Source organism: Tessaracoccus luoxuelianae (genome assembly GCF_054483915.1).
In genome coordinates this window covers 979,771-1,005,203 of record NZ_CM137013.1, presented here as the reverse complement: position 1 = coordinate 1,005,203, position 25,433 = coordinate 979,771, and the positions used below count along the sequence as shown (strand labels likewise).

Below are 25,433 nucleotides of genomic sequence, written 5' to 3'. Positions count from 1 at the left end.
GTCAGGGGGTCCTGTCGAGATGGATGTAGAGCCCCTTGCCCAGGTCGATCAGGTCCCCGGGCACCAGTGGCACCGGGGTCTCCGGAAGCCTGACCGGCGGCTTTCCGTGTCGTCTCAGGTAGGTGCCGTTACTGCTGCGCAGGTCCCGCGCCAAGATCCGCCACCCCTCGATGAGGATGGCGAGATGGGTGCCGGACACATGCGGATGCGGCAGGGCCACCAGCCGTGGGGTCTCGTCGAGTTTGAGGACGTTGGACTGGGGGTTGCGGCCCGCGATGATGGGGCCCCGGAGCGGGATGGTCTCCCCACCTTCGATCCGGAGCCAACCCAGCTGCGGCCGAAGGGCGCGGCGCGCCTCCCCGGCTACCTCTGATCCGCACACAAAGCACGTGGCCCGCTCGGGCGGGTTCGCGTGTCCACGGTCGCAGAACCTGGCCAGTACCTGGGGCCCCGCGGAGGCCGGGGCGACCATCTGCACCTCGACCACCCCTTCGTCGACGACGGTGTCGCCGCCGAGCAGATCGACGGGAGCTACGGCGACGGCGGATGCCTCCTCGGCCTCCGGCCTGATGGCTGCGGCCTCGACGTCGAGGGCGATCGAGTGGTCCCAGAGCGATGCGTACTTGTTCTCTTCCTGAGTCGCGACCACCGGCACTACGAGGTCGTCCTCGGCCAGCGTCTCCTGGGCGGCGGTCAACTCGGACGGTGCAGGAGCCGGCTCCGACGCCTCGGGCTGCGGGCCGGCCATGGACACCTCCGGGTCGCGGTCCCGGGAAACGGGTGGGGCGGCCTGCTCGCCGACCGCATCCTCGCTTCGCGGGGCCTCCACCGACACCGGCTCAGCGCGCAGCCGTCCCTCCGGATGGGGCCCTGAGGCGAACTCACCGAAGTGGATGCCTCCCGCCGGCACAACGCCGTCAGTGATCGGCCCCGAGGGTCCGGCACCCGGCTCGGCGCCCAGGCGCACCCCCTGCGGCGATGCGAGCACCCGCTCGGCCCAGGTGGTGATGCCCTCCCCGGTCAGCGACTCCACACGATCGTCCAACTGGACCTCAAGAGACACCGGGCCCCGCACAGCGATGTGCCAACGGCCGCCGTCGGCCACGGCGACCGCGAAGGGGGGCAGGTCCAGGAAACCGGCCTCGGAGGTTTCTGCCAGGGTCTTGAGGAACGTGCCCAGTTTCGAGTCCCGGTGCAACCGGCTCCAGATTCGCTCCGCGCTGCTCACCCCGACGGAGGCATCGACGAGCGCGACTCCGCCGGGCCATGCGATGGCCAGCATGCCTCCGGCCTCCCATCGCGGGATCGCCCGCTCCGCCGTCATGACTCGTCCGCCCATTCAGGGACAGTGTCGTCGTCTGGAGAGACGGTCGAATCATCGAGGCCCGACCCTGCGGTGGCCGTCGACACCACGCGGTCACAGTCCACGACCACAGCGGTCACGTTGTCGTGGCCACCGGCGTTCAGCGCAGCCTGAACAAGGGAATCGGCGGCCTCGCGCGGGTCTGCGACGGTGAGCAGGGTGGCCGCGATGAGCTCCGCGGACACGTCGTTGCTGAGCCCGTCGGAGCACACGAGGATCCGGTCCCCGTCCGCGGCCGGGATGAGCCACTGATCCGCGATCGGCTTGCTGAGCCCGGCCCCGAGCGCCCGAGTGATGACGTTTCGGGCCACAGGAGCCGCCCCCGCGGCGGCGGCTCGGGCGGCGGCGGAGTGATCGACGCTGATCTGGGTCAGCTCCCCGTCGCGGAGGAGGTGCGTGCGCGAATCTCCGATGTTGAACACCAACCAGCACGGCATCCCGCCCTGCAGCGACATCCCCACCCCGGACAGCGTGGAGCCCGGGGCGCGCCCGGTGGAGGGCAGGCCCATCACGACGGTGGCGGCACGGTCCACCGCGTCCACCAGATCATTCGACGAGAGCCATTCCTGTGCAGACAGTTCGAGGAAGCTGTCAGCCACAGCGCGCGACGCGGCCTCGCCCTGGCTGTGACCGCCCATGCCGTCAGCAACCATGAATACCGGCGGCACGGTGAGGTAGGAGTCCTCGTTGCTCGATCGCACGAGGCCCTGGTGGGTGACGGCACCGAACCGCACCGCCATCTCGGGCTGGGTCACTGCGACACCTGGAGTGATCGCCCACCGAAGTGGATGACAGCGCCCTGGGGTATGGGATGAATCTCCGCGGCCGGCAGGCGTGTCCGTGAGCCGTCCACTTCCACGTGCACGCCGTTGGTGGCACCCGCGTCGTACACACCGACGCCACCATCGGCGGGGACCAGAACGAGATGGGTCTTGGACAGCCGCATGGACTCGTCAACCACCGGGACGCACCGCGCGAAAGGGTAGGCCGGCGGAGGAGAGGGGTTGCGTCCCAGGACCACGGGCGCGTCCACGGGGATCCGCTGACCATCGTCGAGGACCACTTCAGCGACGGCCGGGTCAGAATCCACGACGGTCTCGTCGTTGAGGAGCGACGGGGCGGCGGGCCGCTGGGGCTCGGCAACGGCGAAGTCGGGCTCCGAGGAATGTTGGACCGGATGCGGCGCGAAGTAGACAGGCACCTGGTCAGGGAGGTGCGCGGGCTGAGGTGCTCTGGCGGGCTCCTCGCCCTGGACCGGCATCGCCCACGGGTTCGCAGGGGCGAACGGCGATGCGGGTACCGGTTCGGGCTGATCGGGGGCCGCGGGCACCATCCCAGGCATCGGTTCTGGCGACGGGGGCTGGGCGTGCCCGGCCCCACCGAACGACTGACCCGGAGTGGACGCTGCGTGCTGCAGCGGCTGCTGGGTGGCCGGCCAGGACGGCTCGGGCATCTGGCCGGTGAAGTTCGAGGTCCTCGGTGCGGGCGGCTGCGGCATCTGCACCGGCAGGACGCGCGGCTGCGACGGTGGGGCGACGACCATCCCCGCCCCAGAGACCGAGAGGACCTCCACTGAGGCGTTGTGCACCGCGGCCAGCTTGAAGGCGCGGTCCAGCCAGTGCTGCCCGTCGCGATAGCTGACCAGGTAGGAGATCAGTCCCAGACCCAGGGTGGTGATCTCGAAGACGCCCTGGACCAGGTACTTCAGCATCACCATCGCCTTCGCGTCCGCGCCGGTATCGGTTCGGATGTAGCGGAACTTGAGGAAGAAGCCGCCCAGGTTGGTGGAGGCCGTGACGAACAGGACCAGCTGCCAGGCCACCAGAGCGATCACCGCGACGACGCTCACGATGGTGATCGACGAGTTCGCCCCGCCCACGCCTTGGGCGATCGCTGGGATGAAGTTGGCCGCGAGTCCGAATGCTCCGACGATGAGACGAGCCACCACCCGCCGCCCCACGTCGACCGGAGCGGCGGTCACGTTCCCGTACTGCGTGCGCATCAGGATTCCTTCTCTTCGGGGACGACGCCGCTTCGGGCGCGTCGAGCTGTGGGGCTGGCTGACGCCGGCTCGTTCTTCGGTGGTGCGGTGCGGCGGGGGCGCAGTGCCCACGCGCCCCACTCACGTGGCGCCCGCGGGGCGCGCTTCAGGCGAGACTGCGGGGCTCGTCGTCGCAGTGATCGGGTGGAGAACAGCGCGGCTGGGCGCGCGTACCACGGCCGGGTGGCCAGAAGCGCGCCCCGGAGGACGTCGACCTCCCCCCAGACATGGTCACTCTCCTGCCGGGCGGGCGACCCGGCTCCGAAGATCGACGCGTCGATCCGGTGGGCAACCGGCTCAACCGGGAGGCCGGGGTAGCTCTGCTGCAGGGTGGCGGCGGCCTCTCGCCGGGTCCAGGTGCTCGGGGCCGAGTGGCCAAGGTCGCGGGCCCTGTCGACGATCTCCTCCCAGGCCCCGGCGATCTGGTCGGCAACCTCGCCGCTGGTGCGGCGCTTCTTCGCACGGCTGGCCTTGAGTGCGCCGATGAGGAGGAATGGGCTGGCCGCCAGCAGCAGGCCGCCGGCCGCCGCGCCGATGATCATGAGCATCAGCCCGAGGTTCGACTCGCCGTCGTCCTCCTCATCCACGTTGACGGCGCTCTCGTCAGCCACGATCGGCTCGTCGGGGAGCTTCTCGGGCGGGTTCGGCGGCGGATCCACCTGCGGCTTGGGCTTGGGTTTGGGGCGCGGGACGTCCGTCTGCGGCACCTTGTCGCGGTCCGGTGTGGGGTCGAAGGCCACCCATCCGGCGCCGTCGAGGTCGGCCTCCACCCATACATGCGCCTGCGTACCTGTCACGTCCCACTCGTCAGTGGGCACGTCGCCCTCCAGTGGATGGAACCCCATCACCACCCGGACCGGGATGCCGAGCTGCGTCGCCATCAGGGCCATCGCGGTGGCGTACTGCTCGTCGTCGCCGATCCACTGAGGCTGGTTGAACATCGTCGCGAGGCGTTCGGCGGTGTGCCCTGAGCGCGATTTCCCATCCGATCCGTCGGAGTAGAAGCCCTCGGCCCGCAGCCTCTCCGCGATGATTTCAAGCTGCCCGTAGGCGCTGGTCGCCTCAGAAGTCCAGTCCGTGGCCGCCTTCACCAGGACGTCCGGCACCCGCGACACCTCGGCGAGCGCGGACCGCCCGATGCCTGCTTCGGCCAGCGCCTCCCGCTCAGCCTCGTCCTGGAGAACCACCGGCACCGCGTCGACGATGAGCGCCGTCCCCTCGGCCAGGCGTCCGGTGGTCAGCGCCTGATGGGTGGTCCGGTTGTAGTAGAGGCCGCGGGCCTGGGCCGTAGCCCGGTCGCCGGAGAACTCGATGCTGCTGGAGTCGCCGAACGACGGCACCCACACGTCGTCGTAACCCACGGCGGTGACCTCTGCCCTTGTCGGGTCCGCATCGGGAGTCCACGGCAGCTCGCGCCCGGACCGCAGGTACTGGCTGCTGGCCTGCGAGACGTTGAAAACAGTGCCGTCCCAGGTGTCGAGGAGGGCGAGGCGCAGCCGGCTACCCTCCGGCATGCCCGAGACGCGGAACAGCACCTCGTCCTTGAGGGTCCCCTCGTACAGCCGGTACCGGGTGAGCGGGCTGGCGTACTCGTGCAGGTTCAGCGGAGGGGCGACCTCGTCGCGCAGGACCTGGCGATTGACCCGGTCCCCGGTGAGCAGGTTGACCCCCACCGCGGTAACAGCGGCCAACGCGATGACGACGCCCGCGGAGAGCACCTTCGCAGTCGCGCGGGACATCCCGTGGTCGCGACGCACGAGGATCTCGGAGTTGACCGCACGGCTGCGACTCAACCTGTGGGCGGTCAGCCACACGAGCAGACCGGCCCCCAGTGCGGCGCCCAGCCAGGCGGCCGTGGGTGCGCTCCGCACTCCGAACGCGATGCTCATCGCCAGCCAGCCCAACGGCAGCAGCAGCGGCCACACCACCGCGCGGGTCAGCCGGACGACGCCCACGGCTGCCGCGCCGAACAGCAGGCCGGCGAGCAGCGGCACGGCCGCCGGGCCGGACAGGTCACCGGCCGGAGTGGCGACGGTGAGCAGATCCATCCAGCCTTGGAAGATCAGCAGCACCAGCCGGCGGAGGGTCTCCAGCGAGGGGATGACCCCAGCGATCATCGTCTCCGGGAGCACCAGGGGTCCGCCGATGAGGAGATAGGACCCGAGCAGGGCCGCGAACCACAGCGCGGCGGACCAGCGGAAGCGGGCCGCGACGAGTGCGATCGCGGCGCCCGCCGTGATGCCGACGAAGGCGGCCGCATACCCGCGAAGACCGCCGAAGGCGGGCTGGAAGGCGACAACCCCCGGGAGCAGCAGCGCCCAGGCGCCCAGTGCGCGGTAGAGCGAGAACGCGGGCGGGTGCGTCACACCAGGCTCCTGACTGCTGGGCGCAGGTCAGCCAACTCTGCGATGTCGAGGATCACCAGGTCGCCGACCCTGCGTCGGGCCAGCTCCCCAGAGCCGGAGCACCTGACCGCGAACGGATAGATGCTGGGCGACAGCGCCAGCTGGGCTGCACGGAGATCCGCGGGGCTCGTCGTTCCGGTGACGAACGCCGCCACCGACAGTCCGGGGATCGACCCGTACCTGGCTGTGAGTTCCCGCATCGTGAGGCCCGTGTTGCCGAGCGTCACGCCGGAGAGCCTGTCGAGCATGCCCAGCAGGTTGGGAAAACGGACCTCCCCCACCGAGGTGTACACGCTGACCTGACGGTCGTCGCGCAGCGCCGACGCGGCGAGCGACCCGGCCACGGACACGGCCAGCTCGAAGTCGTCCTCGGTCTCGTAGTCGGCCGCGACCGTGGACAGCATGACCAGCAGGTGGGCACGCATCGTCTCCTCGAACTGGCGGACCATGAGCTTGCCCGTCCGGGCGGTCGTGCGCCAGTGGATGGAACGCCGGTCGTCGCCAGGGACGTACTCCCGCAGCGCGTGGAACGAGACATCGGAGGAGGACAGATTGGAGGTGGTGACCCCCTCGACGTCCCTCAGCACCCCCACCGCCGCGGCGTCGACGTGGGTGATCCTCGGATGGATGTACAGCTCGGTGGCCGGGGCCAGCACCTTCTGGCGGCTGACGGCCCCGATGGGGTCCACCTGGACCGAGCGCACCGGGCCCAGCGTGATGATCCCGCGACGGCGGGTGGGGACGGTGAACATCTCCTCGTGCTCGTCACCGACCGCCAGCGCTCCCACCCGGAACGAGGCCACCGCCTTACCGACGGGGAACTCCAGCGTGGCCGGGCCCGAAGACTTGCCGCCCGCCGTCGTGACCAGCACCCGACCCAGGGCCTCGCCGCCCGCCTGGACGCGCGGCCGGTGCAACTCCAGCAGCACCTCGTGCTCACGGCGCCCCAGGATGGTGACGAGAGCGACGAGCAGTACCACGGCGGCCATTGTCGACAACGCCCGGAACTCCAACCACCCCTCGCGCCAACCGAGCCAGCCCGCGACCGCGCCGCCCAGGATCAGCGCCCACCCGATGGGGGTGATGCTGGCCACGACGGGATGCCGCGCCTCGCCCCAGGCGAGGGCTCGGAGCCGGCCGGGGAGGCCGGGAGGAAGAAGCCGGGTGAATCGGGACACTGGTCAGCTGGCCATCCGGGCCACGGGCGATTCGACGGCGGCGAGCGCCCGCGCGATCACGTCGGTGTCCTTGGTGCCCGCGAACTCGGCCTCCGGCGACATGATGAGCCGGTGCGTCCAGACCGCGGCAGCGAGCACCTTCACATCGTCGGGCAGGACGTAGTTGCGGCCGTGCGCGGCGGCCCACACCCGGGCGGCGCGCACCATGGCGATGGCGCCTCGCGTGGAGACCCCCATGGACGTGTCGGCATCGTCGCGGGTGGCCTCCACCAGGCGATGCACGTAATCCAGCACCGCCACGTCGACGTAGTTGTCGCGCACGGAATCGATCATCTCGGCCACCGCCTGCTGCGCGATGACCGGAGTGAGGTTCTTGGACCGATCCGGCTGGGCTGAGCCGGCCAGCACCTCGAGCGCGGCCTCCCGCGCGGGGTAGCCCACGGAGGTCTTCATGAGGAACCGGTCCAGTTGCGCCTCGGGCAGCTTGTAGGTGCCGGCCTGCTCGACGGGGTTCTGCGTCGCGATGACCATGAACGGCCGCTCCGTGGCGTAGCGCTGGCCGTCGACGGTGACGTGCGACTCCTCCATGACCTCGAGCAGCGCCGACTGCGTCTTCGGCGAGGCGCGGTTGATCTCGTCGGCGAGCACGATCGAGCTGAAGATCGGCCCGCGGTGGAACGTCCACCGGCCCGTCGACTGGTCGAACATCGTGATGCCGGTGATATCCGAGGGCAGCAGGTCCGGGGTGAACTGGATCCGGTTGTGGCTGCCGTGGACGGAGGCCGCGATAGCGCGGGCGAGCGCGGTCTTGCCGGTGCCGGGGGTGTCCTCCAGCAGGAGGTGGCCCTCGGCGAGCATGCAGGTCAGCGCCAGCCGGATCACCGGGGCCTTGCCCAGCAGGGCCTGGCCGACGTTGTCGGTGAGCCGCTGGAACATGTCCGCGAAGAAGGCGGCGTGTTCGGGGGTCATGGTCATACGTGTTGTTCGCTTTCTGCCTGTGTGGTGGTCGCTAGTAGTGGCAGTCGCCCGTTGCGTCTTGAGGAGCCGTCTCGAAGTTCTTCGCTATCTCAAGGTTGAGGAACCGCCCCGGCCCCCAGTTGCCGTTGCCGTCGACGCGGAATGTCTGGGTGTAGCTCCCGCTTCCCCCGGAGCCCGCGGCTCCCAGAGTGCACGTGACATCAGAGTTCGGGTACCACGTGGATAGGGTGATGTTGATCCAGTCGCAGGTCTCGGTGCCGGTCCACGGGCAGTCGCCAGAGTCGCCGCCGTGCGTGACGGCCGCCGTGCCCTTGCCCCGCGTCGTCGCGCACTGCTGCACCGACCCGCTCCGCTGGCCTTCGCTGTTGACCGAGTAGGCGGTGATGCAGATGGTCTGGTCCGGGCCGGTGCCCTCGCGGGTGCTGCCGGAGAGGCCCTGGTTGCCGTCGCGCGAGTTCTGCGAGGTGTCCACCACGACGGTCGTCACCGGGCGGCCGTTGCTGCTGCCGCCCATGCTCCACGAGAGGTCGACGTTGCCGTCGCCCGCGCGCCCGGCACTCACCGACGGGGCCGCGGGAGGCGCGTAGGTGTTGACGGTGGCGGAGGCGGAACCGCCCTGGGCGGTCTCGCCGTTGACCGTGCTGATGGCCGTCAGCTGCACCGTGACCGTGTTGCCGAGCGGGAATGCCCCGCTGTCGACGATCTGGCCGGTGCTTACCGTGCCGGATGAGCCGCCCGCGCTCCAGCGGTAGCTGATCTCCGCGGGGCGCGCACCGTTGCCTGCCGCGGCCCCGAAGTCGAAGCGCGCACGGGTGCCGTCGCCGGTGGGGGTGAGGCTGAAGCTCGTGGGGGCGCCGGGTGGCTGGAAGGCGCGCACCGCGTTGGACGCGGGCGACCAGGAGCTCCAGAGCCCCGACTTGTTGGTGCTGCGCACCTCGAAGGTCTTGTCCTCGGTGCCCACGGCCATGGTGATGTAGGTCGAGGTCCCGCTGCCCGTGTAGAGCAGCGAGGTGGTTCCACTCTGGCGCATCTCGAAGGTGAAACTGGTGTCCCCGTTGGGGTTCGCCGGAGCGCCCCACGACACGTTCGCTCTGGGAGTCACGCCGGCCGCGGCCGTGTCCTTGACCACGCTGGGAGCGCCCTGGTTGGCCGGCGCGCCGGCCGGAATCTCGGGCGCCGACTCGGGTCCCTGCGGTGCCGTCACCCGGGGGTCGAGCTCGGTCAGCTTGTTGTGCGCCGTGACGCTGAACTGGTAGGCGGTGCCGTTGTTGAGGTTGGCCCACGTCAACGAGGTGCCCGCAACCTCCTGCTGGGTGCGGCCGCTGGCGTCCGCGGGGATGATGCTGACCGTGTATTTCGTCACCGGAGACCCGCCGTCGGGGACGGTGGTGACGGGCCAGGTCAGGTCGATCTGGCGGTCGCCGAAGGTGGCCGTGGGGGCCGCCGGCGTGTTGGGCAGCACGTCGATGAAGATCTCGTTGCTGGGCGCCGAGTCCGGCGAGGGGGTGATGTCACCCTCCGTGACCTCGGCCCGCACCGCGAACTGGTAGGTGTTGTTGTTGGGCAGCGTGTCGATGTCGCAGCTTGTCTGCAGCCCGCAGAACTTGCTCCCACCGCTCCAGTAGACGGTGAATCCCTTCGGGGTTCCGCCCCGCCAACCCGAATGGCTCCAGGTGACCCGCGCGGTCTTCGACCCCAGGGCCTCGGCCGCCACGTTGACGGGCGCCTTCGGGGTGTCCTTGACGGTCAGCGTGATCCTGCCGGTCCGTTCGCGTGCGGCGTCGCGGGTGTCGTCGGCCACCCGGTAGGTGACCACCACGTTCTCCGCGGAGTCCGAGGCGGCCCCGGAGTCCGTGGGGGTCACGCTGACGGTGAGCCCGCTCGCGGACACGGTGGCCGGTCCGGTCACGGCCGGCTGCCCGACGAGGACGACGTCGCCCCCACGGTCCGCGAAGGGGTTGGTGATGACCTCGGACAGGTCGAAGGTCGACGTGGCCCCGACACGTCCCTCGTTCTCGGTGATGTCGGTCACCATCATCAGCGGCCTCGTGGAGGGCGCCACGGTCACCGGCAGGGTCATCTCCAGTGGCTCGGTGGTGCCGTCGTGGACGCTCACCACGATGCTGCCCGACGTCCCGACGGGGGTCTCGGCCGGGACTGAGACGAGGACGGTCTGCCCCACCACCGTCGCCTCCACTGGCGAGGTGACCGACTTCACCGCGAACGCCATCTTCTCGTTGTCACCCGGGTCCGGGTCCTCCACCATCGCACCCAGCGACACCTCGACAGGGTCTTCGCCCTTGGCGACCACGATCGCGCTCGGGCGGAGCTCCGGAGGAAAGAGCCCGGACGATTCCACTGTGATCGGCAGGCTGAGCGTTGCGGTCAGCCCGCGGGGGTCGTCGAGCGTCTCGCCGTCGGTGACCTGGAACGACACCGACGTGGCCCCGATGAACAGCTTGTCCGGCGTGAACGTGATCGTGGTGTCGTCGACAACGGTCAACCCGAGCTGCGGGTCCTCCGTGCTGCCGCCCGGGCCCGCCACCACGGTGTCCACGCCGGTCAGCTTGGCCGAGTGGTCCGGGCGGGTGAGCACGAAGCTGTCGAAGTCGATGGTGAGGGTCTCGCCGCCCTTGACCGTCGCGGGAATCTTTGCACGGTCCAGCTGCGGCGGGATCTGGTCGCGTCCGGGCACCACGATGGCGGCCTTGGCCGTCAGACCATCGCGGTCGGTCAGGGTGTAGAGCACGATCTGCCGGTCATCGGTCAGCGGCACGGTGGCCACGCCGCCCTTCACCTCGCCGGCCTCGACGGTGACCTCGACATCCTCGACCATGCCGTCGGGATCCGAGTCGTTGTCCAGCAGGCGCACCTCGACGGCCTCGAGCCCGTTGACCGAGTTCACGGGTACGTAGTCGTCTCGCGCGATGGGGGCAACGGGCGGCACGTTCTCGTCGACGGTGACCGTGACGACGCCCACGACGGGGACACCCCCTCCGTCGGTGATCGAGTAGTAGAGCTGGTAGACGCCCTTCTCCGCGGGGGTCTCCACCACCACCTTCTGACCCTTGATCTCGGCCACCGGATCCCACCGGTCGTCCACGGGCTTGACCGAATCGGCGACGATCGAGATGGTGTCGCCGTCTGGGTCCACGTCGTTGACCGTCGCGGGGATCTCCAGCCTGGTGCCTGGTCTGGAGGCGATCTCGTCCGGGACCGCCACCGGGGCCTGGTTGCTGGTGGGGGCCGGAGCGATGCCGATCCGGACCATCCCCTCTCCCTCGGCACCGAAGCGGTCCTTCACGCGGTAGCTGAACGTGTCCGTGCCATTGGCCTGCTTGGACGCCTCGTAGACGAGGTAGTTGCCTTCGACTGTCGGAGCTCCCTGCTTCGCCGAGTACGCGCCGATGAGCTCCACAGAGTCTCCGTCGGGGTCGATGCCGTCCATGGGAATGGCCACCCGAACGGTGGAGCCGGTGAAAGTGCGGGCCTCAACGGCCCGCGGCACGGGCTGCTGGTTGCGGTCGTCGAAGTCGCGCACCGTGATTCTCACGGTGGAGGAGGCCACGTTGCCCTGCTCGTCGGAGATCGTGTAGATCGCCTCAGCCGAACCAGCCACCTGGCCGGCGCGGAAGCGCACCTGCTCATCCGAGACGAAGAACTCGCCCAGCTCCGCGGCCGTGCGCACATCCAGCTCCGGGCGCAAACTAATGGCCATGTCCGAGGGTGAATAGTCGTTGGCGAGCACGTCCACCGAGACGATGTCGCCCACCCGCACCACTGTCTCCTCGGGGAGGGCAACCGGAGGCTGCACCGTGGACTTCACCGTGAGCGGCACCACCAGGACCTTGGCCGAGGTGGATGCCCGCCCGTTGCTGACGGTGTACTCGAACGTCTGGGGAGCTGTGATTCCGGCCGGTGACGAGACCCGGAGCAGCGAGTGCCGCACCACCTCGACGGTGAGGCCCTCCGATGACCCCATGGACACGCCTTGGATCACGAGAACCCCGCCGGCCGGGTCGTAGTCGTTGGCCAGCGGCTCCACCACCACGGACCCGTTCGGCGGCAGCAACGCGAGGTCGTTCTCAGCGGCGGGGCGCTCGTCGGCATTCGCCGGGTCGATGACGTCCACCCGGATCCGACCCTTCGCAGTGTGGGGACCGTCGCTGATCGTGTAGATCAGCGTGTGGCTGCCGGGTTCCGAGGCGGTGAACTGGATGCTCTTCTCCGCGTAGTCGGGTGTGGCCTCCACCTCCGGGGCCGTCGGGCCCACTTCCACCAGCTTGAGGTCGTCAGCGTCGGCGTCCGTGTCGTTCGACAGGGGCCGCAGCGTGATCGCCTCACCAACGGTGGCTACGTAGTGGTCGTTGTTGGCCACCGGCGGCACGTTGGAGGCTCCGGGCGAGACCTGGACCACCAGTTCGCCGGCCGCGCTGGCCGTGCCGTCGCTGACGGTCACGTTCACGACACGCCGCCCTGGGCCGCCGGTGCCCAGATCCGTCACGGACACGTAGCCGTCGGGCCGCCAGGTCACGTTGAGGCCATCTTCCCCGACGGCGTTCTCGAGGAAGATCGGGTCGCCGTCGGGGTCAACCCAGTCCGGCAGCACCGAGTAGTCCCCGTTGGACCGCTCCGACAGCTGCAACAGGCTCGGCCGCTTGCGCTCCGGGGCCTGATTCCCGTCGGCGGGTCGGATGTTCACGCTGACCGTGGCCACGTTGGACAGGTCGATGCCGTCGAAGGCCTGGTAGGTGAAGCTGACCGATCCGCTCCGACCGGCCGGCACCTCGATGCGGGCCGCGCGGCCATCCTTGGCGAGCGTGACGCCGACGTCCGAGGGCACGTCCTTGATGACGGCGGTCAGGACGTCGCCGTCGATGTCCAGATCGTTGAGCAGGATAGGCAGCGTGGTGGCGGAGCCGGCCCGTGCCCCGAGTTCGTCGTCGACGGCCTCGGGCGGGTGCTGTTCCTCAGAGAACTCCTGCACCTGCGACAGCTCCGTCTGGTCCGTCTCCTCGGACTCCTGGTTGTCCTGCTCGTCCAGCTGCGCCGAGATGAGATCCCAGTTGTCGACCCGCAGCATCGACTCGAGCGGCAGATAGGTGGCGCCCGTCACGACGTCATTGATGACGATCACTTTGCGGTTGGTCCGGAAGACCGGCGCCTGGGCGGCGGCCAACTCTGGGAACTGGGCTGCCTGGTCCAGTTCGGGCAGGCCGCAGTCGCGCACGTAGAACCCGGACTGGCCCCACAGCCCGTAGGCGCATCCGTCGAGGGCGACGGGTGCGGCCGGCATGCCGGTGGGGACGTCCTGACTGGTGACCGCGCCGCTCCCGGCGTCCACCTTCAGGAGCGCGCTCGGGGTAGCCACGACCACCACGGAATCCGCCTCTGACGGCTGCTGAAGCACGCCGTCGGCCAGCGCGGGGTCGTCGATGGTTGTGCCGCCGACGGTGAGCCTGGTCCCGTCGAGGACGACGAGTTGGTCGCCCAACGCGGTGAGCTGAGCGTCAACTCCGACGCCGCCTTCGATCCCCCAGTCGAGCATGGTGACCGCGGCCTCCTGCCCGGCACCCTCGATGGTGCGCACCGCACCGTCGGCGGTCAGGACGTAGCCGGTGCCGTCCACACCCACAGCCACCCTCGGCTGATCCAGATCCTTGAGGGTGGGCTCGGCGGACGGGCTGAATCCGGCGGCCGTGGCGGTGGTGGAGGTCCACACTGTGCCCTCGGACGGGTCGGCGAACAGCACCTGATCTGCCCCATGTTCCACCGCGAGACCGGTCACGGCGGTCTCACCTGTGAACGCAACCGTGGCGGTGTCGAGGGGCTGAACAACCTCGGGACTCTGCACGAGAACGTTACCGGCCGCCTGCGACACGTCGAAGCCGGCGTAGGCGGATCGCAGTCCTCCGTCGAGCGTCTGGGAGGGGTAGTTGAGGTGCCCGATGAGCAGCTTGCTCTGGTTGGTCACCCAGACGCCGCCGTCGTTGAGGTCCACCTCAGCGGCCGGGACACCTTTGTGGACGAAGGCCAGGAGGCCGAGGGCTACGGTCAGAGCGCCTACGACGACGGTCTCGGCACGACGGCGCAGCGGCACAGCCATGAGACCCAGCCTCCCCAATGAAATGATCGACCGGCCGTCCGCTTTTCGGCGAACTCACCGTGCCGGGAGGAACACTAGGGGGTTTGTGTTTCAGCCCTGAAACCGGTCCGTGTACGCAAGCGTACGTGCTAGTGAGCGGCGAATGTCCGCCTAACTTTCGTTAGTGTCTGAGCACTCTCCGACCTCAAGGTGAGGACGACCGAACGCCCTCTCCGCCGTTCTCCTCAGCGCCGCCCGGTGGCTGCGTTCACGGCCTCTGCGAACCAGCGGGTCAGCGTCGCGGGGTGCGTGATCGCGGTTCCGACCACCACCGACCAGGCCCCACGCCGCATCGCCTCGGCCGCGTCGTCGGGAGTGTGCAGGCGTCCCTCGACGATCAGCGGGCGGTCGGCCACGGCGAGCATCTCATCGACCGCCTCCCAGTCCGGGCCGTCGGTCTTCGGCCGCTCACCCGAGTAGCCCACCAGCGTGGTGCCGATCAGGTCGGCGCCCGCCTCCTCGGCCGCGACAGCATCCCCCGCCGACCCGCAGTCCGCCATCACCAGCACCTCGGGGAAGCGTTCCTTCAAACCCGCGACCGTCTCCGCCAGCGACAACCCGTCCGGCCGCGGCCGGCGGGTGCCGTCGAGCGCGACGACCTCGCACCCGGTCTCGGCCACGGCGACACAGTCGGCCAGCGTCGGCGTGATGAACACGCCCTCCTTACCGATCTTGACCAGGCCGATGATCGGCACGTCGACGGCGGCGCGGATGGCGCGCAGGTCGTCGAGCCCCTTGGCGCGGATCGCCGCCGCGCCCCCGATCACCGCCGACTGCGCCACCTGGCTCATGGTCCGCGGGTCCAGCATCGGCTCGCCCGGGTACGCCTGGCAGGACACCACCAGCCGCCCGTGGATCGCCTCGGTCACGTCGTTCATCTCAGTCCTCTCCACTGCCGGGGACAGCCCCACGGCTCAGTCCATCCGTGCGCCGACGGCGTCGAACACCGTCCGCGCTGCCCCGAGGATCGCTGCCTCGGGGCCCAGCGCGGCGGGCAGAATGGCCAGGCCCTTGAGCACCGGCACCACCTCGCCGCGACACGCGTCGCGCAGCGGCGCCCACCACTCGTCGCCGGCGCGGGCCACTCCCCCGCCGATGACCACGCATTCGGGGTCCAGCACCGTCGCCACCCCGGCGATCGCCCGGCCCAGCGCGACGGCAGCCTCAGTCACCACGCGCCGGGCCGGCTCCGCGCCGGTCGCGGCGAACGCCATGATCTGCGGCCCCGGCAACGTCTCCCCGGCGACGGCGGCGTACGCCCGCTCGATCGCCGGCCCCGCGGCGACCGCCTCCAGGTGCCCATCGACCCCGCACGGGCAGCGCAGCCCCTCGGCCCCTGGGGTGGGGATATGCCCCATCTCCCCGGCCACGTGGTGCGCGCCGGTCCACAGCCGGCCGTCGAGCACGACGGCGCCGCCGACGCCGGTGCCCACCGCGACCATGAGCATCGACGACCGCCCCCGCCCGGCACCGAGCCAGGCCTCGCCGAGCGCATGGGCGTCGACGTCGTTGCGCACCTCGACGGCTCTGGTTGCGTCCCAGCCGAGCCGGGAGCGCAGCCCCGCCGCGATGTCGGTGCCCACCCAGGAGGCGAACGTGTCGGTGGCGGAGATGATGGACCCGCGGGTGGCGTCGACCACGCCCGCCGTCCCGACGCCGACCCCGGCCACGCCGTCGATCCCCCGCGTCACCCGGGTGACCAGGTCAGCGACGGCGTCCAGCACCGCCTCGCCCCCGGCGAGCGCGGGCGTGGGCGCGGTCATCACCTCGCCCATGCTCCCGTCCGGCGCGACGACCGCCACCGCGATCTTCGTGCCGCCGAGATCGACACCGACGGCCCTCACTGCAGGAGTCCCACCTCGACGAGGATGTCGCGGATGGCTGCGGTGTCGTCGTCGGAGAGGCCCTCGAGCGGGGCGGGCATCGCGGCGGAGTCGATGACGCCGAGCAGCGCGAGCGCCGCCTTGAACGCGCCGATCCCGCCCGCGTCGCCGGAGCGGCCTTGCGGCACGAACGCGATGTCGAACAGCCGCGCGATGCGGTTCTGCTCGTCCCGGGCGGCGGCCCAGTCGCCGGCCTGCGCGGCGGTCCACAGGCGGGTGTAGGCGGCGGGGTCGACGTTGGCCAGCCCGGGGACCGCGCCGTCGGCGCCCAGGAGGTACATGCCGTCGACCATCACCTCGTGCCCGGTCAGCAGCGCCAGCGGGCGGCCGGCGCGCTCGTTGGCGGCCACCAGGCGGCGGAAGCCGACGTCGTCGCCGGAGGAGTCCTTGACGCCGGCGATGACGCCGTCGCGGCCGAGCCGCACGAGCAGGTCCACACCGAGGTAGCTGTGCACGCGCACGGGCACGTTGTAGGCGAAGATGGGGACGCTGACCGCCGCGGCGACCATCCGGAAGTGCCGCTCGGTCTCGGCAACGTCGTTGATCGCGTACAGCGGGGCGGTGACGACGACGGCGTCCGCGCCCAGCCGCTCGGCACGGGCGGCCTGCTCGGCCACGCGGCGGGCGGTGAAGTCGGGGGTGCCGACGAGGACGGGCACGCGGCCGGCGGCGCGCTCCACGACGCGGCGGGTGACGGTGTCGCGCTCGTCGTCGGTGAGGTAGGCCACCTGGCCGGACGAGCCGAGGATGAACAGCCCGTTCATGCCGCCGTCGATGAGGTGGTCGACGACGCGGTCAAGGGAGGGGAGGTCGAGTTCACCCGCGGGGGTGAAGGGGGTGACGACCGGCGGGATGGTGCCGCTGAAGGTGTGCATGGTGTGGGTTCCTTGGGTAGTTCGAAGGAGGGGAGAGGATCGGGGTTCAGTTGTGTGGGTGTGGTGGGGTGGGTTTCGACGCGGGCTGCGCCGCTTCGCGGCTAGGCCCGGCTCAAACCAGCGGAGCTGTTTCGACGCGGGCTGCGCCGCCTCCCGATGGCTGAGGCGCGAGGAGCGCCAGCGACGAGCCTCGAAGCCTCAGAAACGCGAGGTTCCTCGATTCAGTTGTGCAGTCGCGTTGGGCCTTCCTAGGCTTCGAGGCCGCTACGCGGCACCTCAGCCAACGGAGAGCAGGGACGGCCCCTCCCGCTGGTTGAGCCGGGCCGCGAGGAGCGCCAGCGACGCGCGCCCGCGTCGAAACCGACGCTCGTCACAGCAGGGACGGGACCGCGCTGAGCAGGGTGCGGGTGTAGTCGTGCTGCGGGTCGTCGAACAGCCGGTCCGCCGGACCCGTCTCGACGATCTGCCCCGCCAGCATCACCGCCATCCGGTCCGACACGTAGCGCACCGTGTTGATGTCGTGACTGATGAACACCAGCCCGAGGCCGAGCTGGTCCTTGAGGTCGGTGAGCAGGTTGAGCACCTGCGCACGCACCGACACATCCAGCGCCGACGTCGGCTCGTCGGCGATGATCACGTCCGGACCTAGCGCCAGCGCCCGCGCGATGGCGACCCGCTGCCGCTGCCCGCCGGAGATCTGCCTCGGCAGCACGTCGAGCGCGGACTGCGGCAGGCCCACCAGGTCCAGCAGCTCCTTCACCCGCTTCCCGCGCTCGGCGGGCGTGCCCACCGCGTGGACCTTGAACGGGTCCAGAAGGGTGTCGCGGATCAGCATGCGCGGGTTCAGCGCCGTGGCCGGGTCCTGGAACACGACGGACACCGCCCGGCCCAGCTTCTTGCGGCCGGCGCCGTCGAGCTTCAGCGGGTCGCCGAAGTAGCGCACCTCGCCGTCGGTCACCGGCTGCAGCCCCACCATGACGCGGGCCAGCGTGGACTTGCCGCAGCCGGACTCGCCCACCAGCCCGACGGTTTCGCCTCGGCTCACCGACAGACTCACCCCGTTGACGGCGTGCACCAGGTCGCGCTTGAACAGCGTGCCCGTGCGGGCCTTGTGCACCACGTGCACGTCCAGCAGCTCGATCACGGGCACGTCCACCGGACAATCCACAGGCTCGATCCTCACCGCGCCACCTCCTTCTCCAGCAGCTCAGCCAGCGCGTCCGTGCGGGCGAACACGTGGTCCGTCCCCGGCACCGTCCGCAGCCTCGGCCTCTCGTCCAGCCCCACCGTCGGGTGCGACGACCTGGGCGCGAAACGGTCACCCGCCACGAACTCCCGGGGCGAGGGAACCACGCCCGGCACCTGGTGCAGGCGTCCTCCGCCGGCCTCGATGGACAGCACAGCTCCCAGCAGGCCGCGGGTGTACTCGTGGATGGGGTTGGTGAGCAGTTCGCGGGTGGCGGCCTGCTCCACCACCTGCCCGGCGTACATCACCGTGATCCGGTGCGCCACCTGCGCGACGAGCGCCAGGTCGTGCGACACGAACACCATCGCGAACCCCAGCTTCTCGCGCAGCTCGTTGAGGAGGTCCACCACCTGGGCCTGGACGGTGACGTCGAGGGCCGTGGTGGGCTCGTCGGCGATCACCAGGCGCGGATTGCGGGTGAGCGCCATCGCGATGAGGACGCGCTGCCGCTGCCCGCCGGACAGCTCGTGCGGGTAGGACTTGAGCGTGCGCTCCGGATCCAGGCCCACCAGTTCGAGCAGCTCGTCGGCGGTGCGCTGCCCGCCGCGGGAGGTGAGCTGCTTCATCTGGGCGCGGATGAGCATCGACGGGTTGAGCGAGCTCAGCGCATCCTGGTAGACCATGCTCATCTCGTGCCCACGCAGCGCGTTGCGCTCCTTCGGACCCATGGTGAGCAGCTCCCGCCCGGCGAACCTGATGGAGCCCTCGATGCGGGCGTTCTCCGGCAGCAGGCCCATGATCGCCATCGATGTGATGGACTTGCCGCAGCCGGATTCCCCCACCAGGCCCATCGTCTCGTGGGGGCGCACCGTGAAGGTCACACCCTCGACGATCTTCACCTCGCCGTGCGCGCCCGGGAAGGAGATCGACAGGTCGGTCACCTCGAGCAGCGGCTCGACGTCGGGGGCGTCGAGGATGAGCCGGTCGTCGCGGAGCTCCTCCGCCGTCCGCAGCAGGTCGAGACGGGCCTCCAGTGAGTCCGCCTGGGACACGTAGGCGGCGGCCATGCCCGCTGCAGTGGCCGCGCCCGCCAGCTTGTCCTCGTCGGCCTGAACGTTGACCCGGGTTCGGATCTTCGGGGAGGCCAGCGAGTCGGTCAGACCCTCGGCCAGCACGTTGAGACTCAGCGTGGTGATGAGGATGAACAGGCCGGGGAAGAACGTCACCCACCAGTGCCCGCTGAGCAGGAGGGCCTTGCCCTCGCTCAGCATGTTGCCCCAGGTGGGCGTGTTGACCGACGTGATGCCGGTGCCGATGAATGACAGGGAGGCCTCGAACACGATCGCGTCGGCCACGAGCACCGTCGCGAACACCATGATGGGGGCCAGGCAGTTGCGGGCCACGTGCTTGACGAGGATCCACGAGGTGCGCGCCCCCATCACGCGGGAGGCCGACACGTAGTCCTCGCCGAACTGGGCAAGCACGTTGGCGCGCACCACGCGGGTGAGCTGCGGCACATAGAGGAACGCGATCGAGAAGATCACCACCGGCAGGATCGGCAGCCGCGACGACAGCGCGGTCACCATGACGGCCGCCAGCGCGATACCGGGAAAGCTCATGATGATGTCGAGCACGCGCATCAGCACCTCGGAGACGGCCTTGCCCGCCGTCGCCGCGACGGAGCCGAGGATGGCGGCCACCACGAGCGCCAGTCCGGTCGCGGCGAGGCCGACGATCAGCGAGACCCGGGCACCGTAGACGATGCGGCTGAAGGTGTCGCGGCCGGTGTCGTCGGTGCCGAACCAGAACATGGAGTTGGGCGGGATGGAGCTGTCGGGGACGATCTGCTTGCCCACGCCCTCGATCTCGATTTCGCGCTGCACCACCATGTCCGCGGGGACGAGGCCGGCGGCACCGGGAGCGAACGGTGCGATCAGGGGGGCGAAGATGGCCAGCAGCGCCATGAGTCCCAGCACCACCGTCGCGATCTTCGAGCCGATGGGCAGTGCGGACCACCCGGGCAGCGTGAGCCCTGGGCGCTGGAGCTTGGTGCGGGATTCCGCCGACAGCATCAGATGCTCCTGATTCTGGGATTGACAAGGACGTAGAGCATGTCGACCACCACGTTGATGACGATGAACGCGATGGCCACCGTGATGGTGACGCCCTGGACGATGTTGACGTCGTTGCGGGTGATGCCCTGGAAGATGAGCTGGCCCATGCCCTGGATGTTGAAGATCATCTCGATGACGACGGCGCCGCCCATGAGATAGCCCACCCGAAGGCCGAGCACAGTGAGGGGGGTGATCAGCGCGTTGCGCAGCACGTTGCGGCCGACGACGACCCGCTTGGGGATGCCGGCGCCGATCGCGGTTCGCACATAGTCGCGGTCCAGCTCCTCCACCATGGAGGTGCGCACCACGCGGGTGAGCGAACCGGCCACGGGCACCGCCAGCGCGAACGCGGGGAGGAAGATCTGGTTGATGTAGGCGGCGGGGCTGTCGGAGAACGACGCCCAGCCGGTGATGACCGCCGGGAAGGTGCCGGTGCCGCCGGGCACGTTGCCGAAGGCCTGGATCAGCAGCAGCGCCAACCAGAACGACGGGGTTGCCAGCGCGGCGATGGAGAAGAAACGGATCACCTGGTCCGGCCACCTGTCCCGGTACAGCGCGGCGACGACGCCGAGCACCAGCGCGATCACCACTGCGATCGCCAGGCCGATGAAGGTCAGCTGCAGCGTGACGGGGAAGTTCTCCCCCACCATCTGCGAGATGGGCACGCCGGTGAAGGACTCGCCGAGGTCTCCCTGGACCAGTCCGACGAGGTACCGCCCGTAGCGCACGAACAAAGGGTCGTTGAGGCCGAGCTCCTCGCGGTAGGCGTCGAGGGCATCCGGCGAGGCGCTCTCCCCGAGGGCGAGGCGGGCGGGGTCGGCGGTCGACAGAGACATGACGATGAACACCAGCAGGGTCACGCCGAGCACCATGATCGGCAGCGCGACGATGCGTCGGCCGAGGAGGCGGATGAGGGTGGACACGTGTGTGAACTCCTAGTTCGTAGGCCCCGCTGGGGCGGCGCCGTCGAGGACGGATCGACGGCGCCGCCATGGGCCCGAGGGGCGCGCGTGCGCCGCCCGGCGGGTTACTTGGTCGAGCCGACGCCGACGAACGACAGGCCGGTCACCGCGATCGGCTTGAAGTCGGTCAGCGTCTCCGGATCGAAGCCGGTAGGCGTCTTGCGGTGGAAGATCGGGTAGAGCGGGACGTTCTCGCTGATCACGTCGAACGTCTCGTGCCACGCGGCCTTCTGCTCGTCACCGGTGGACTGCGAGGCGGTGTCCAGCAGTTCCTGCACCTTCGCGTGCGATTCCTGGCCCTTCCAGTGCATGCGGGCATCGGTCCAGGTCTCGCCGGCGTACCACCAGCGCAGCAGGAGGTCCGCGTCGTCGCCGAACACCGAGGGGTCTCCCGGGGCCACGACGATGTCGAAAGCATCAGGGGCGCCGTCGATGGTGGCGTAGACGTCGGAGGACTTCTTCTCCTCGTATGCCACGGTGAGGCCGGCCGCCTCCAGCGACTCCTTGATCATCGGACGCACGCCCGCGAAGAAGCCATGGTCCGAAGCGAGCAGGCGCACCTGCGTGAGGCCGGTCTCCGCCAGGAGCTCCTTGGCCTTGGCCTGGTTTCCCGGGTACTGGACTTTGGCGGCCTTGTAGGCGGGGTGCTCCTTCTGCACGAAGGCGGTGGCCGGGGTCGCGAGCCCGGACATGCCCACGTTGCAGATCTTGTCGTAGTCGAGCGCGTACATGACCGCCTGGCGGTTGCGGACGTCGTCCATGGGGGCGCTGCCGGTGTTGAACATCACGAAGACCAGGCCGAATCCCTGCTCCGCAGCCACCGACTTGGACTCGGCCAGCGTGGCGAGGTTGGCCACCGGGACGGAGTCGATCGCCTGGACGGTGTCCGAGGTGAGCGCGTTGGTGCGGGTGGAGTCGTCGGGGATGATCTGCCACTCCATGGTGGCGGCGCGGGCCGGCTGGGGGCCGGTGTAGCCGTCGAACTTCTCGAACTTGATCGTCTGCGAGGCGGCCCCATTGTCGGTCATCGTGTAAGGACCGGTGCCGACGGGGGCGAGATCGAAGGCCTTCTGATCGGCCGTGACGAGGGCCTGGGGCACGATCTTGACCACCGACAGCCGCTCGGCCACCAGGGAGAAGGGGTACTTGAGCGTGAGGGTGACCGTCGTGTCATCCTTCTTCGCCACTGAGTCGAGGAAGGGGATGAACGAGGCGTAGAGGCTCTTGTTCGCCGGGTCGAGGACCCGCTGGAAGGAGAACACGACGTCGTCGGTGGTGACGGGGGTGCCGTCGTGGAAGACCGCGCCGTCGCGGAGGGTGACCTCCCAGGTGGTGTCGTCGATCTGCGTGGGCAGGTCCTTGCCGAGCGCGGCGAAAACCTCGCGGGTGGCGGGGTGGATCTCGGTGAGGCCCTCGAAGGTGTGCCAGTTGGCCGCGACAGTGAGCGCCGCCGTCGTGGTCATCGGGTCGTAGCCGTTGGTGCCCAGCTCGTAGGAGATGGCGGCGGTGATCGCGCCGGTGGCTCCGGCCGACGAGGCCGGGGCGCTGGAGGCGTCGGTGGCGTCGGGGGTGGCCGACGGGGTGTCGCTCGGGCCACTGCAGGCGGCGAGCGTGGCGGTGAGTGTCGCGGCTGCACCGATGGTGCCCGCGAGCTTGAGGAGACTCCGTCGGGAGGTGACGGGCATCTGGTTCATCATTGACTCCTAGGTGATCGGACATCCGATGTCTGATGTGTCCGCTAGGCTAGCGCATGGAATCGACGTCCGCTTCCACTTCGCTCAATACCGTGAGCGTTTCGCTCACCATCTCGGGGGTATTCATGGCCAGGAACGAACCGCAGCGCCTGAGGTCCACCATTCACGCAGTCAAGGAGCTGATCCTCACCGAGGCCCTTCAGCCGGGCGATCCGCTGCCGACGGAGGCCCAGCTGGTGGACCTGCTGGACGTGTCGCGAGGAAACCTGCGCGAGGCCGTCCGCACCCTGGTGGCCCTGGACATCCTCGAGGTGCGCCACGGGACGGGCACCTTCGTCGGGCAGATGTCGCTGCGGCCGCTGGTCGAGGGATTGGCGTTCCGGGGCGTGGTGCTGCCGGGCCAGGATTTCGAGTCGTTGCGGCAGATCGTCGAGGTGCGCAGCGGGTTGGACCACACACTGGCTCCGGCGGTGGTCGAGCACATGGACGACGATGTGGCCGGCGAGCTCAGCGGGCTCTGCGACGCGATGGCCGAGCACAGCGAGCGCGACGAGTCCTTCGCCGCGGAGGACCGGGCATTCCACCTGGCGCTGGCGTCGATGCTGAGCAACGAGCTCTACGCGGAACTGGTGGGGGCGTTCTGGGACGTGCACACCCGCCTGGCCCCGCGGCTGGGGGTTCCGACCCCGCGCGACATCGCGGACACGGTGGCGGCCCACCGGGCGATGCTGGACGCCGCCGTCGCCCGGGACCTGCCGACCTACCGGGCCGCCATCGAGAACCATTACGCGCCGCTGTTGAGGGTTCTGGACTCCGTTCACGCCTGACGATCGGCTGCTCCCACCGTCAGCGCCTGTAATTGGCTTCCGACCATCTGCAACCTGCTATCCATGGCGCGGCTTCTGTGCATATGCGCAGAAGCCGCGCCATGGATAGCAAGTTGCAGGTCGGTCGCCTCCATCCCACCCCGATTCCGGGCTGGTTGCGCCCGAAAGCCGTGGATCGGCGCACGCACCCCCTGAATCAGGGCCTGCTTTGCATACCTATTCGATACCGCAGTGTTATGCTGTCGTGGTGCAGCACCTCCCAGCCTCGCAGTCGGTCCCGCCAGCCTCGCGTCCCCGGACGATCATCACCACAGACAGCGAAGCCGACGACATCAACTCGTTCCTGCGTCTGCTCTATTACGCCAACGAGCTGAACATCGTCGGCCTGATCTACAACTCGTCGGTCCATCACTGGCAGGGCGACGGCGTCCACACCCTCCGCGAGGCGCGGGAGGCGGGGATGCTCACCAGCTTCATGGGCGAGACGGCCGGCAGCGAGGCCCGCTCGGACGACGCCACCACCTGGCGCTGGGAGCCGATGGGCTGGATGGAGCGGATCATCCTGCACGACTACAGCCAGGTCTATCCCAACCTGCTCCAGCACGACCGGTCGTACCCCTCCCCCGCCGACCTCTGGGCCACCGTCGCGGTGGGCAACGTCACCTTCGAGAGCGACTTCAGCGCCGACACCGAGGGTTCCGAACTGATCGAGGCAGCGCTCCTCGACGACGACCCCCGACCGCTGTACCTGCAGGTCTGGGGCGGGACGAACACCATCGCCCGCGCCCTGTTCAGCATCGAGACGCGGTACCTCGGATCCGACGAGTGGGCCGACATCAGGGCGAAGGTCACGCGCAAGGCGGTCATCCTCAGCATCGGCCAGCAGGACACCGCCTATGCCGACTACATCGCCGAGGCGTGGCCCGAGATCCCGCTGCTCGACTTCGACGGCGCCTTCGGCGGGTTCACCTCGTTCTCCCGCAGGTTCGCCTCCCCTGAGGTCCTGCCCTACTACCAGGCCTCGTTCTGGGCGCCCAACATCAAGTACGGCCACGGCCCGGTACTCGCCCACTACGGGCTGATCGGCGACGGCACCTACTTCGAGGGCGAGGGCGACAACCCAGGCTGGCAGCCAGGCATGGCCAAGGACCCGTCGCGATTCAAGATGTTCGACATCATCGGCGGGTTCGAGCGGCTGGACTGGACCGGCGAGGGCGACACCCCTGCCTTCATGTGCCTCATCCCCACCGGCCTGCGCTTCCTCGAGGATCCGAGCCTGGGCGGTTGGGGCGGCCGGCTCGTGGCCACAGAGGCGAACCCGCACACCTTCGTCGCAGGGGAGGACCACAACCCCCACGCCGGGCTCGACCAGCGTCTCCACACTGTCGCCCGCTGGACTGCCGCCTTCCAGAACGACTTCGCGGCGCGCGCCGACTGGGGCATCACGCCGGACTACCGCGGAGCAAACCACGCGCCCGACGTGTCGGGCCCGGCCGACGTGACCCTCGCCCCGGGCGGATCGGCAACCCTGGTCGCCACGGCCAGCGACCCCGACGGGGACGCGCTCACGGCGAGGTGGTGGGTCTACGCAGAGGCCGGCACGCTGAGCGACGAGCCGACGCTGGAATCAGACGGCTTCGAGGCGACGATCACCCTCCCGTCGACGGCGCAGCCGGGTCAGCGCGCGGTGGTCGTGATCGAGGTCACCGACGACGGCACCCCCGCTCTCACGAGGTACGCCCAAGTGGTGGTCACCGTCGGCTGAGCGTCCCTCCCGGCGAC

Annotated in this window: 16 protein-coding genes; 2 read left to right on the top strand and 14 right to left on the bottom strand. The window is 69.7% G+C overall.

Annotated features, from left to right (window positions below; genetic code table 11):
• Position 1: 1 nt before the first annotated feature.
• The 14 genes from ACX1D1_RS04195 to ACX1D1_RS04130 all read right to left on the bottom strand — a co-directional run bounded on the left by ACX1D1_RS04195 (position 2) and on the right by ACX1D1_RS04130 (position 22,824).
• Positions 2-1,339 (bottom strand): FHA domain-containing protein, encoded by a 1,338-nt coding sequence (locus tag ACX1D1_RS04195; protein ID WP_459056062.1) that lies wholly within the window; start codon positions 1,337-1,339, stop codon positions 2-4.
• Entirely contained in the window at positions 1,321-2,118 is a 798-nt protein-coding gene (locus tag ACX1D1_RS04190; RefSeq protein ID WP_459056061.1) for a PP2C family protein-serine/threonine phosphatase, read from the bottom strand. Before ACX1D1_RS04190 ends, ACX1D1_RS04195 begins: the two co-directional genes overlap by 19 nt.
• Complete coding sequence (locus tag ACX1D1_RS04185) at positions 2,115-3,365, bottom strand: FHA domain-containing protein (protein ID WP_459056060.1); 1,251 nt, start codon at positions 3,363-3,365, stop codon at positions 2,115-2,117. Before ACX1D1_RS04185 ends, ACX1D1_RS04190 begins: the two co-directional genes overlap by 4 nt.
• Complete coding sequence (locus ACX1D1_RS04180; RefSeq protein WP_459056059.1) at positions 3,365-5,770, bottom strand: transglutaminase-like domain-containing protein; 2,406 nt, start codon at positions 5,768-5,770, stop codon at positions 3,365-3,367. Before ACX1D1_RS04180 ends, ACX1D1_RS04185 begins: the two co-directional genes overlap by 1 nt.
• Entirely contained in the window at positions 5,767-6,987 is a 1,221-nt protein-coding gene (locus ACX1D1_RS04175; protein WP_459056058.1) for a DUF58 domain-containing protein, read from the bottom strand. Before ACX1D1_RS04175 ends, ACX1D1_RS04180 begins: the two co-directional genes overlap by 4 nt.
• Positions 6,988-6,990: 3 nt before the next feature.
• Positions 6,991-7,956 carry an AAA family ATPase gene (locus ACX1D1_RS04170; RefSeq protein WP_459056057.1) on the bottom strand — a complete coding sequence of 322 codons (966 nt, stop codon included), beginning with the start codon at positions 7,954-7,956 and terminating at the stop codon, positions 6,991-6,993.
• A gap of 40 nt (positions 7,957-7,996) precedes the next feature.
• Positions 7,997-14,071, bottom strand: a complete 6,075-nt coding sequence (locus ACX1D1_RS04165) for an Ig-like domain-containing protein (protein WP_459056056.1) — start codon at positions 14,069-14,071, stop codon at positions 7,997-7,999.
• 224 nt (positions 14,072-14,295) lie between these two features.
• Positions 14,296-14,988, bottom strand: coding sequence for an N-acetylmannosamine-6-phosphate 2-epimerase (locus ACX1D1_RS04160; RefSeq protein ID WP_459056055.1), 693 nt, complete (start codon positions 14,986-14,988; stop codon positions 14,296-14,298).
• Positions 14,989-15,024: 36 nt separating this feature from the next.
• Positions 15,025-15,954, bottom strand: a complete 930-nt coding sequence (locus tag ACX1D1_RS04155) for an ROK family protein (RefSeq protein ID WP_459056054.1) — start codon at positions 15,952-15,954, stop codon at positions 15,025-15,027.
• Entirely contained in the window at positions 15,951-16,868 is a 918-nt protein-coding gene (locus tag ACX1D1_RS04150) for a dihydrodipicolinate synthase family protein (protein WP_459056053.1), read from the bottom strand. Before ACX1D1_RS04150 ends, ACX1D1_RS04155 begins: the two co-directional genes overlap by 4 nt.
• A 370-nt stretch (positions 16,869-17,238) precedes the next feature.
• Complete coding sequence (locus ACX1D1_RS04145; RefSeq protein WP_459056052.1) at positions 17,239-18,051, bottom strand: ATP-binding cassette domain-containing protein; 813 nt, start codon at positions 18,049-18,051, stop codon at positions 17,239-17,241.
• Complete coding sequence (locus ACX1D1_RS04140) at positions 18,048-20,126, bottom strand: dipeptide/oligopeptide/nickel ABC transporter permease/ATP-binding protein (protein WP_459056051.1); 2,079 nt, start codon at positions 20,124-20,126, stop codon at positions 18,048-18,050. Before ACX1D1_RS04140 ends, ACX1D1_RS04145 begins: the two co-directional genes overlap by 4 nt.
• Positions 20,126-21,091 (bottom strand): ABC transporter permease, encoded by a 966-nt coding sequence (locus ACX1D1_RS04135; RefSeq protein WP_459056050.1) that lies wholly within the window; start codon positions 21,089-21,091, stop codon positions 20,126-20,128. The genes ACX1D1_RS04140 and ACX1D1_RS04135 overlap by 1 nt, the downstream gene beginning before the upstream one ends.
• Before the next feature lie 104 nt (positions 21,092-21,195).
• On the bottom strand, positions 21,196-22,824 hold the full coding sequence (locus tag ACX1D1_RS04130; RefSeq protein WP_459056049.1) for an ABC transporter substrate-binding protein: 1,629 nt from the start codon (positions 22,822-22,824) through the stop codon (positions 21,196-21,198).
• 92 nt (positions 22,825-22,916) lie between these two features.
• On the opposite strand from ACX1D1_RS04130, the gene ACX1D1_RS04125 reads away from it, so the two are divergent.
• On the top strand, positions 22,917-23,651 hold the full coding sequence (locus ACX1D1_RS04125) for a FadR/GntR family transcriptional regulator (RefSeq protein WP_459056048.1): 735 nt from the start codon (positions 22,917-22,919) through the stop codon (positions 23,649-23,651).
• 247 nt (positions 23,652-23,898) lie between these two features.
• Positions 23,899-25,416, top strand: coding sequence for a DUF1593 domain-containing protein (locus ACX1D1_RS04120; RefSeq protein WP_459056047.1), 1,518 nt, complete (start codon positions 23,899-23,901; stop codon positions 25,414-25,416).
• The last annotated feature ends 17 nt before the right edge of the window (positions 25,417-25,433 follow it).

Excerpts from the sequence above, each read along its gene's own strand:
- ACX1D1_RS04170 (WP_459056057.1), bottom strand. The coding sequence starts at position 7,956 with ATGACCCCCGAACACGCCGCCTTCTTCGCGGACATGTTCCAGCGGCTC.
- ACX1D1_RS04140 (WP_459056051.1), bottom strand. The coding sequence starts at position 20,126 with ATGCTGTCGGCGGAATCCCGCACCAAGCTCCAGCGCCCAGGGCTCACG.
- ACX1D1_RS04185 (WP_459056060.1), bottom strand. The coding sequence starts at position 3,365 with ATGCGCACGCAGTACGGGAACGTGACCGCCGCTCCGGTCGACGTGGGG.
- ACX1D1_RS04195 (WP_459056062.1), bottom strand. The coding sequence starts at position 1,339 with ATGGGCGGACGAGTCATGACGGCGGAGCGGGCGATCCCGCGATGGGAG.
- ACX1D1_RS04150 (WP_459056053.1), bottom strand. The coding sequence starts at position 16,868 with ATGCACACCTTCAGCGGCACCATCCCGCCGGTCGTCACCCCCTTCACC.
- ACX1D1_RS04165 (WP_459056056.1), bottom strand. The coding sequence starts at position 14,071 with ATGGCTGTGCCGCTGCGCCGTCGTGCCGAGACCGTCGTCGTAGGCGCT.
- ACX1D1_RS04130 (WP_459056049.1), bottom strand. The coding sequence starts at position 22,824 with ATGAACCAGATGCCCGTCACCTCCCGACGGAGTCTCCTCAAGCTCGCG.
- ACX1D1_RS04160 (WP_459056055.1), bottom strand. The coding sequence starts at position 14,988 with ATGAACGACGTGACCGAGGCGATCCACGGGCGGCTGGTGGTGTCCTGC.